This is a genomic window from Mycobacterium sp. THU-M104, assembly GCF_049197365.1.
Taxonomy (GTDB): domain Bacteria; phylum Actinomycetota; class Actinomycetes; order Mycobacteriales; family Mycobacteriaceae; genus Mycobacterium.
The window spans coordinates 1-8,169 of the sequence record NZ_JBMIOP010000294.1 but is presented as its reverse complement, the minus strand read 5'-3'; the positions used below and the strand labels follow the sequence as shown (position 1 = coordinate 8,169).

Annotated in this window: 6 protein-coding genes and 4 pseudogenes; 1 reads left to right on the top strand and 9 read right to left on the bottom strand. The window is 71.3% G+C overall.

All coding sequences use genetic code 11. The features are described from left to right. The 8 genes and pseudogenes from ACOJVU_RS21170 to ffh all read right to left on the bottom strand — a co-directional run. Positions 1-156, bottom strand: a pseudogene (locus ACOJVU_RS21170) (TetR/AcrR family transcriptional regulator); the annotation flags it as partial. Positions 157-161: 5 nt separating this feature from the next. Continuing rightward, positions 162-440, bottom strand: a pseudogene (locus tag ACOJVU_RS21165) (hypothetical protein); the annotation flags it as partial. Continuing rightward, a pseudogene (locus tag ACOJVU_RS21160) lies at positions 432-629 on the bottom strand (helix-turn-helix domain-containing protein); the annotation flags it as partial. The pseudogenes ACOJVU_RS21160 and ACOJVU_RS21165, both read right to left, overlap by 9 nt. A 1-nt stretch (position 630) precedes the next feature. Continuing rightward, entirely contained in the window at positions 631-1,197 is a 567-nt protein-coding gene (locus ACOJVU_RS21155) for an IS607 family transposase (protein WP_421531582.1), read from the bottom strand. Positions 1,198-1,249: 52 nt separating this feature from the next. Beyond that, positions 1,250-1,480: pseudogene (locus tag ACOJVU_RS21150) on the bottom strand (hypothetical protein); the annotation flags it as partial. Between the two features lie 86 nt (positions 1,481-1,566). After that, positions 1,567-3,261 carry a serine/threonine-protein kinase gene (locus ACOJVU_RS21145; protein WP_421531581.1) on the bottom strand — a complete coding sequence of 565 codons (1,695 nt, stop codon included), beginning with the start codon at positions 3,259-3,261 and terminating at the stop codon, positions 1,567-1,569. 9 nt (positions 3,262-3,270) lie between these two features. Continuing rightward, positions 3,271-4,398: an amidohydrolase family protein gene (locus tag ACOJVU_RS21140; RefSeq protein WP_421531580.1), complete on the bottom strand. Its 1,128-nt coding sequence runs from the start codon at positions 4,396-4,398 to the stop codon at positions 3,271-3,273. A 7-nt stretch (positions 4,399-4,405) separates the two neighbouring features. Beyond that, positions 4,406-5,995: a signal recognition particle protein gene (gene ffh, locus ACOJVU_RS21135; RefSeq protein ID WP_421531579.1), complete on the bottom strand. Its 1,590-nt coding sequence runs from the start codon at positions 5,993-5,995 to the stop codon at positions 4,406-4,408. Between the two features lie 255 nt (positions 5,996-6,250). On the opposite strand from ffh, the gene ACOJVU_RS21130 reads away from it, so the two are divergent. Beyond that, complete coding sequence (locus ACOJVU_RS21130; protein ID WP_421531578.1) at positions 6,251-7,996, top strand: DEAD/DEAH box helicase; 1,746 nt, start codon at positions 6,251-6,253, stop codon at positions 7,994-7,996. A 7-nt stretch (positions 7,997-8,003) separates the two neighbouring features. On the opposite strand, the gene ACOJVU_RS21125 is transcribed toward ACOJVU_RS21130, so the two are convergent. Continuing rightward, positions 8,004-8,169: hypothetical protein (locus ACOJVU_RS21125; protein ID WP_421531583.1), on the bottom strand; the 166-nt coding region annotated here is incomplete at its 5' end.

Genomic DNA, 8,169 nt, shown 5'->3' with positions numbered 1-8,169 from the left:
GGCCACGCGCTTGCTGAAGGTTTCCAGCTGGCGCCGCAGCACCTCCGACGCCGTGGCGGCCATGAAGTCGCCCATCGTCTCGAAGTGGCGGAACAGGACCCCGACCGACACCCAGGCGCGCTTGGTGATCACCGCCGCCGAGGCGCGGGCGGAACCGGCCCGTAGAAGGCCATGTTGCGCAGGTGGGCGCCGGCGTCGGAGAACCCCATGTGGATGCTGGGGTCGGCGGCGAGCTTGTCGAGCTGGCGGGGCCGGTTGTTGGCGACCGTGGTGGTCCAGCGGACGTTGCGCTCGCCGTTGTCGACGAGCACGTCGAGGAAGGCGTCGCGCGGGTGCAGCCCGCGCGCGTCGGCGATCGCGCCGAAGCTCTTGCCGATCAACGACCGATCGGGGCATTCGAGGATCACCGCGTCGTGGAAGTCGCGGTGCCACAGCGACGGTTTTGCGGTCGCGATCCCGGTTGCGTGCCACACTTCGATGTCGGCTTTCAGGGTGGCCACCGTCCAGTCGAACGCCTTGCGTCGGGCGCCGAAATGGCGCGCCAACGCGCGAGCCTGGTCCTCGGTCGGGTCCAGCGTGGACCGAAACGCCTGCACACACCACCCGTCGGACACCTCGAAACGAGGCATCTCAGGCCGCCGCGGCGACAAGGGCACGCTTGGCCCGGTTAGCCGCAGCGCGTTTACCGCAGAGACGCGCGCACATCGAGGTCAGAATCTCTGTCATATCCCGCACCAGGTCATCGTCTACCTCGGCCGAGTCGACCACGACCAGCTCACGGCCCTGCGCGGCGAGTGAGGCTTCTACATACTCAGACCCGAACCGGCAGAACCGATCCCGATGCTCCACCACGATCCGCGTCACCGCCGGATCGCGCAACAGAGCAAGAAACTTTCGGCGATGCCCGTTCAGAGCGGAACCAACCTCAGTCACCACCTTGTCGACCGGAATCTGTTCGACCGTGGCCCACACGGTCACCCGCGCCACCTGCCGATCCAGATCAACTCTCCGGTCCGCCGACGGCACACGCGCATACACCGCCGCGCGGCCCCGCAGAGCCGTCTCAGCCGCCGCATCGTTCACCAGAATGAGCCGACCTACTCGTTGCGCCGGGACCGGCAACATCCCGGCGCGAAACCAGCGATGCGCGGTCACCCGCGCCACACCGTTTCGCTCCGCCCACGCCGCGAGATTCATGCTTCTGTTCCTACAGCACACCACCGACAACTCCCGACCACCAACACGCAACAGCTGGCAGCCCCGACATGGCGAGCATTCCGGCGGCCAGCACCTCGTCGAGCAACGACGCCAGCTCGTCGAGTTCGGCCTCGGTGGGCTGCACGGCGACGTCGGCGGCGCGGTCGAGTCCGAGGACTGCGGCCCGCAGGTCCGAATGCCCGAGCAGGGAGCAGACATTGGGCCCGAGCGGCAACGCGTCGATCGCCTCGATGTATTCGGCGGCCGTCGACAACGAGCAGTTGCCCACGTGCCCGCCGCGTCGATCACTCCCAATCTTTTTGGGACGCGGATGTGCCGCGCCGACGTTTCGGGGCAGGCAGGGGGCGGTCAGGGATGGGGCGTCCTGGACGGCAACGCTCCCGGCGCCGGTTCGGGGGCGGCCACACCGGCGGTCGGGTCCGGCACCGTCACCCCCGGCGGCACCCCGCCGTGCGGGCTGGCCACCGCGGGGATGCGGATGACCGCCGACCGTTGGCCGCATTCGTTGGTCTGCACGGTCAGAACCTCCTCGCCGGAGAAGTCGCCGTGCGCCTGCGGTTGCAGCGTCAGCACCAATGTCGCGGTCTGCTTCTGGCGCGATCCGCCCGAGCCGATGCACGGGAACCGGATCTCGACCGGCGAGGACTGCCACCGGTCGTCGCCGTACGCCAGGAACAGCGGCGCACCGGGCGTCACCTCGCGCAGGTGACGGACGTCGTCGAGGCGGGTCGCGGCGGCGGTGCAGGACTGCGGCGCGCACGACGAGCGGAAGGCCCACCAGGTGGTCACGTCCGGGGGTTGCGGGTCAGCGACGTAGTTGTAGGTCTGCTTCGTGCGTTCGACGTCGAGGCTGTAGGTGCCGTCCAGCGGGGCCGGGGCCGGGGCTGCGGGCGGTCCGGCGGTCCGGGTGGCACCCGCGGCCGGCAACGGGGGCGGTGTGCGGCCGGCGGCCGGGACGGGCTCGGTCTTGCGCCCGACCACCAGGCCCAGCGCGACCAGTCCCACGACCAGCACGACCGCCGCGATCCGCACCACGGCCCTGCGCAACCGGTGCCCAGTCGACAGGGGTTGCGCGGGCCGACCGGACGGCCCTGCCCGCGCGCTTCCACCGGAGAAGCCGGCCGGGCGCCTGCCCCACGGCGCTGCCATCGGCCTGGCGCCCGCGTTCTCGGCCGCCGGCACCAGGCCGGGTGCCTCATCGGACTCGGGCCGCGCGTAGGCGGGATAGTCGGCGACCAGCACCGCTTCGGATCCGCGGTCGCTGGGGCCGAGTCCCGCCTGCGCGTTGGCTGCGTCGGCGAGGTCGGTGCACCGCGGGAACCGGTCGGCGACGCTCGCGGCGAGCGCCCCGGCGAACACCCCGTCGAGGCGCGCCAGCTCGGGACGCTGGTCGCTGAGCAGCGGCGGCGCACCGGCGCCCAGGGGCGTACCGGTCAGCAGGTGAAACGCGGTGGCCGCGAGCCCATACTGGTCAGCGCGCCCGTCGATGACACAGTTGCGCAGCTGCTCGGGCGCCGCGTAGGACGACGGTCCGGCCGACTCCCGAGTTGGCGCAGCGATCCCGAAGTCGGACAACAGGATTCGTGGTTCGCCCTCGTCACGGCCGGTCAAAAAGACGTTGGTGGGCTTCACGTTGCGGTGCAACATCCCACGCTGGTGCGCATAGTCGAGCGCCTCGGCGAGCGCGTTGACCACGGCGAGCGCCTCACCGACCGGGGACACCGCGGGAAACCGGCCGGCCATCAGCTGCGCGGCAGTGACGCCGTCGACGTAGTCCATCGCGACCCACAACCGTCCCTCGAACTCGCCGCGATCGTTCACGCGCACGATGTGCGGGTGCTGCAGGCTCGTGACGATCGGGGTTTCGGCGTGGAAGCGCCCGCGGACCTCACCGTCGGCCGACAGCGCCGGCGACAGGACCTTCAGCGCCTGCCAGCGTGACAACCGCGGATCCTGGGCGAGGTACACCGCGCCGGTCGCTCCGGAGCCCAGCATCCGAGCCACGATGTATCCGGCGAATGTCGCGCCGCTGGGCAACGCCATTCCCAGATCCTATTCCCTCACCGGACGCAATGCGCGGCCGGCGGCCGAGTCAGCTCCCGGACGAAATACGTTGCCGCGCAGTATCACCAACTCTGGCGCGGCAAGCACGTCGGGCCCGCGCCGGGGGTCTTGCGAGTAGCACAGCAGGTCGGCGGGTGCCCCGTGCTCGAGGCCTGGCCTGCCCAGCCAGCGGCGGGCGTCCCAGCACGCCGCGCCCAGCGCCCCGGTCGGGGTCATGCCGATGCGCGTGAGGGCCTCGACCTCGTCGCCGATCCGGCCGTGGGCGACCATGCTGCCGGCGTCGGTGCCCGCGTACAGCGGCACGCCGGCCTCCCGCGCCGCGGCGATCCGCTGGTAGCCGCGGGCATACAGGTCGCGCATGTGCGCGGCGTAGGTCGGATACCGGGTCGCGGCGTCGGCGATGCCGGGGAAGTTCTCGAGGTTGAGCAGCGTGGGGACCAGCGCCGTGCCGTGCTCGAGCATCAGGGCGATGTTCTCCTCGGTGAGGCCGGTGCCGTGTTCGATGCAGTCGATGCCCGCGGTGATCAGGCCCGGCAGCGCGTCCTCGCTGAAGACGTGCGCGGTGACGCGGGCGCCGCGCTCGTGCGCGGCGTCGATCGCCGCCCTGAGCACGCCGTCGGACCACAGCGGCGCGAGGTCGCCGATGCCGCGGTCGATCCAGTCGCCGACCAGCTTGATCCAGCCGTCGCCGCGCGCGGCCTCGGCGGCGACGGCCGCCGGCAGCTGCGACTCGTCCTCGAGTTCGACGGCGAAGCCGGCGATGTAGCGCTTGGGCCGGGCCAGATGTTTACCGGCCCTGATGATCCGGGGCAGATCGGCGCGGTCGTCGAGACTGCGGGTGTCGGTCGGCGAGCCGCAGTCACGCAACAGCAGCGCACCGGCGTCGCGTTCGGTCTCGGCCTGCGCGATCGCCTCGTCGAGCGGGATCTGCCCGTGGTCGCCGAGCCCGACGTGGCAGTGCGCGTCCACCAGGCCGGGCAGGATCCAGCCGCCTGGGCAAGCACCGAAAACGGTGTCGGCCCCGGCGACCGGTTCGGTGCTGATGCGGCCGTCGACGACCCACAGTTCGACCTCGGCCTCATCGGGCAGTCCCCGACCTCGCACGCGCAGGCGCACGCTGCGGCTACTTTCTTCCGGGGTTGCCCGGGAACTTCAGCTTGGACAGGTCGAAGTCGGCCAGTCCGGGCGGGAGTTCGTCGAGGCCCTCGGGCATCTGCGACAGATCCGGGAATCCCGCCGGCAGGCCCGGCAGGCCCGGCAGGCCCGCCCCGAACGGGGTCTTGGACCTGGGCGGCGTGGGGCCGCGGGCCCCCTTCTTGCCCTTCTTCCCGGCCTTGCCCTTCGCCTTGCTCTTGCGCGTCGCCGATTTGCGGCCCAGGCCGGGCATGCCCATGCCGCCGAGCATCGACGACATCATCTTGCGGGCCTCGAAGAAGCGGTCGACCAGCTGGTTGACCTCGGAGACCGTCACGCCCGAACCGTTGGCGATGCGCAGCCGCCTGGAGGCGTTGATGATCTTCGGGTCCGCCCGCTCCTGCGGCGTCATCCCGCGGATGACGGCCTGCAACCGGTCGAGTTGCTTGTCGTCGACGGCGGCCAGGGCGTCTTTCATCTGGCCGGCGCCGGGCAGCATCCCCAGCAGGTTGCCGATCGGACCCATTTTCCGGATCGCCAGCATCTGTTCGAGGAAGTCCTCCAGCGTCAGCTCGCCGGTACCGATCTTGGCGGCGGCCGCCTCTGCCTGCTCGGCGTCGAAGACCTGTTCGGCCTGTTCGATCAGGCTCAGCACGTCGCCCATACCCAGGATGCGGCTGGCCATCCGGTCGGGGTGGAAGACGTCGAAGTCCTCGAGCTTCTCGCCGGTGGAGGCGAACAGGATCGGCACCCCGGTCACCTCGCGGACCGACAACGCGGCGCCACCGCGGGCGTCGCCGTCGAGCTTGGTCAGCACCACGCCGGTGAAACCGACACCCGCGCGGAACGCCTCGGCGGTGGTGACGGCGTCCTGGCCGACCATCGCGTCCAGGACGAACAGCACCTCGTCGGGGTCGACGGCGGCACGGATGGCCGCGGCCTGCGCCATCAGCTCGTCGTCGATGCCCAACCGTCCCGCGGTGTCGACGATGACGACGTCGAAGTGCTTGGCGCGGGCCTCGGCGAGACCGGCGGCCGCGACGGCGACGGGGTCGGGGGGGCCGGCGTCGGAGTCCGGTGATCCGGCGCCGGGATGCGGCGCGAACACCGGCACCCCGGCCCGCTGGCCGACGACGTGGAGCTGGTTCACCGCGGCCGGGCGCTGCAGGTCGCAGGCCACCAGCAGCGGTGTGTGGCCTTGGCCGCGCAGCCAGGCCGCGAGCTTGCCGGCCAGGGTCGTCTTCCCGGACCCCTGCAGGCCGGCGAGCATCACGACGGTCGGCGGGGTCTTGGCGTAGGCCAGCCGGCGGGTCTGGCCGCCGAGGATGCCGACGAGTTCGTCGTTGACGATCTTGACGACCTGTTGTGCCGGGTTCAGGGCGCCGGACACCTCGGCGCCCCGGGCGCGCTCCTTGATCCTGGTGACGAACGTCCGCACCACGGGCAGCGAGACGTCGGCCTCCAGGAGCGCGAGCCGGATTTCGCGGGTGATGGACTCGATGTCGGCGTCGGTCAGTCGCCCCTTGCCGCGCAGTCCCTGTAGTGCTCCGGTCAACCGGTCAGACAGCGATTCAAACACCCCGCCAGCCTAGTGGTGAGTGCGAACGCGGCGCCGCGGGTCACCACCCGGTCGCGAACGTCACACTCGGCTCACGCTCGGCTTCGAACGTGCCGCTGGCGTGACGTTCGGCGGACGCGAACCGCCCGGCCGGCATGGCGCACGTACGGACTCGCGTCGCTGCTGCGACGAAATGTATTGCCGTGCTAGATTTCACAGCCGCGACCGAATCGCGCGGGACCGCGCCGACCAGTAACCACGGGGAGAACCGTCTCGATGCAACCGGTCAGCAGCACGGAGCCGCTGGTCGACCAAGGGCACCGCGAACGCGACCCCGGCCGGTCGTTGCGAGGCTGGCAACGCAGGGCGCTGGTGAAATACCTGAGGAGTCAGCCGCGCGATTTCCTGGCCGTGGCCACCCCCGGGTCGGGCAAGACGACATTCGCCCTGCGGGTGGCTGCCGAACTGCTCGCCCAACGCGCCGTCGACCAGATCACCGTCGTGGTGCCCACCGAGCACCTCAAGGTCCAGTGGGCGCGGGCCGCGCAGCTGCACGGACTCGCCCTGGATCCGAGGTTCTCCAACACGAGCCCGGTGACCTCGCCGGAGTATCACGGCGTCACGGTGACCTATGCCCAGGTCGCCGCGCACCCGACCCTGCACCGGGTGCGCACCGAGCAGCGCAAGACGCTGGTCGTCTTCGACGAGATCCATCACGGCGGTGACGCCAAGACCTGGGGCGACGCGATCCGCGAAGCCTTCGGCGACGCGACGCGGCGGCTGGCGCTGACCGGGACGCCGTTCCGCAGCGACGACAGCCCCATCCCGTTCGTCGACTACGAGGCCGGCTCCGACGGGGTGCTGCGCTCGCGTGCCGACCACACCTATGGCTACGCCGAGGCGCTCGGCGACGGGGTGGTCCGGCCGGTGGTGTTCCTCGCCTACTCCGGGGAGGCGCGCTGGCGCGACAGCGCCGGCGAGGAGCATGCGGCCCGGCTGGGCGAGCCGCTGTCGGTTGAGCAGACCGCGCGGGCCTGGCGCACGGCGCTGGACCCCGCCGGCGAATGGATGCCCGCGGTGATCGCGGCGGCCGATCAGCGACTGCGTCAGCTGCGCACGCACGTGCCCGACGCCGGCGGCATGATCATCGCCTCCGACCGGACCGCGGCCCGCGCCTACGCGGCGTTGCTGGAGAGGATGACCTCCGAGCGGCCCACGGTCGTGCTGTCCGACGACCCCGGCTCCTCGGGGCGCATCACCGAGTTCGCCGAGGGCACGGGCCGGTGGCTGGTCGCGGTGCGCATGGTCTCCGAGGGTGTCGACGTGCCCCGGCTGGCGGTGGGCATCTACGCCACCAGCGCTTCCACGCCGCTGTTCTTCGCCCAAGCCGTCGGCCGCTTCGTGCGGTCGCGGCGGCCCGGGGAAACGGCCAGCATCTTCCTGCCGTCGGTGCCCAACCTGCTGCAACTGGCCAGCGAGCTGGAGGCCCAGCGCAACCACGTGCTCGGCCAGCCGCACCGGCCGGACGAGGACCCGCTCGACGGCGATCCCGCCACCCGCGCACAGACCGAGAAAAGCGACGAGGACCGCGGCTTCACCTCCCTGGGCGCCGACGCCGAACTCGACCAGGTCATCTTCGACGGGTCGTCGTTCGGCACCGCCACCCCCGCCGGCAGCGACGAGGAGGCCGACTACCTGGGCATTCCCGGGCTGCTCGACGCCGACCAGATGCGTGCCCTGCTGCACCGACGCCAGGACGAGCAACTGCAGAAGAGGGCCCGGCTCCAACAGGACGCCGCACCCGGGGCGCCGGTGCGGTCGATGCACGGGGAGCTGCGCGAACTGCGCCGCGAGCTCAACACGCTGGTGTCGCTGACCCACCACCGCACCGGCAAGCCGCACGGCTGGATCCACAACGAGTTGCGCCGCCGCTGCGGCGGTCCGCCGATCGCCGCCGCCACCCGCGACCAGATCCAGGCGCGCATACTCGCGCTGCGGCAGATGAGCTCGGAGGGGTCGTGAGCGCCGGCTAGTCGCCGACGGGCTCCTCGAGCACCTCGACGGCGGGGCCGCCCAACACGGACAGCAGGTGTTGTTCGACCGCCGCGCGGGCGGACTGCTCGCTGTCCCCCGCCGGTGCCGTCACAGCAAAAACGTCAGCCACGGTCGATCCGAACGTGTTGACCTTCGCCCAG